Annotated in this window: 1 protein-coding gene; it reads left to right on the top strand. The window is 40.5% G+C overall.

What is annotated here, in order from left to right; all coding sequences use genetic code 11:
• Positions 1–5: 5 nt before the first annotated feature.
• Positions 6–734 (top strand): DUF3987 domain-containing protein (locus LD39_RS08420; protein ID WP_369793225.1); only part of this gene is annotated, 729 nt, incomplete at its 3' end.

The following is a 734-nucleotide window of genomic DNA, read 5'->3' as shown; positions in this document are numbered from 1 at the left end:
GGGGGATATTTAGCATTATGGCAGGTCGGTATGCCTCAGACGGAAAGGCAAATCTTGAAATATTTTTAAAAGGTTTTAGCGGGGATTATTGTGCTGTTGATCGGATGGGAAGAGAAGCCAAAGTATTAGATGAACCTGCTTTAACCATTGGGCTTTTTCTTCAACCGCACGTTCTTCAAGATGTTCCTCCTAGCTTTCAAGAGCGAGGATTAATGCCAAGGTTTTTGTACTCACTTCCACGATCCTTGGTTGGATACCGTAAAATCACACCACGTACAGTAGAAGCAGAAATAAAAAAAAGGTATCAATCAAACATTAAAAAATTATTGCTCATGGATACCGATGGAGCTATGAAGCTTACCCTTAATAATAAAGCTAGAGAAGCAGAGGAAGGACTAAGGGGAGAAATAGAAGCAATGTTTTTGGATGGTGGAGAACTATCAGAAATGAAGGAATGGGGTAGTAAATTAGCAGGGCAAATTATCCGGATCGCTGGGTTGCTCCATGTAGCTGAACATGTTCAAGCCTTACCATTAGATGCGATAAACATTGAGAGAGTGCCAACGCAAATACACGGGGAAATATTCACAAAAGCAAATCAACTTTCAAGTTATTTTATAGAGCATGCCAAGGCTGCTTATGGTTGTATGGGAGCAGATGAAGGTACACAAGATGCAAAGTATCTACTGGAAGTGATCAAGCGACAGAATACGCCTGTGATTGAATATAGAGAT

This window comes from Halobacillus sp. BBL2006 (assembly GCF_000786645.1).
Classification (GTDB): Bacteria; Bacillota; Bacilli; order Bacillales; family Halobacillaceae; genus Halobacillus.
The sequence above is the reverse complement of the archived record's forward strand: the minus strand, read 5'-3'. Positions and strand labels throughout refer to the sequence as shown.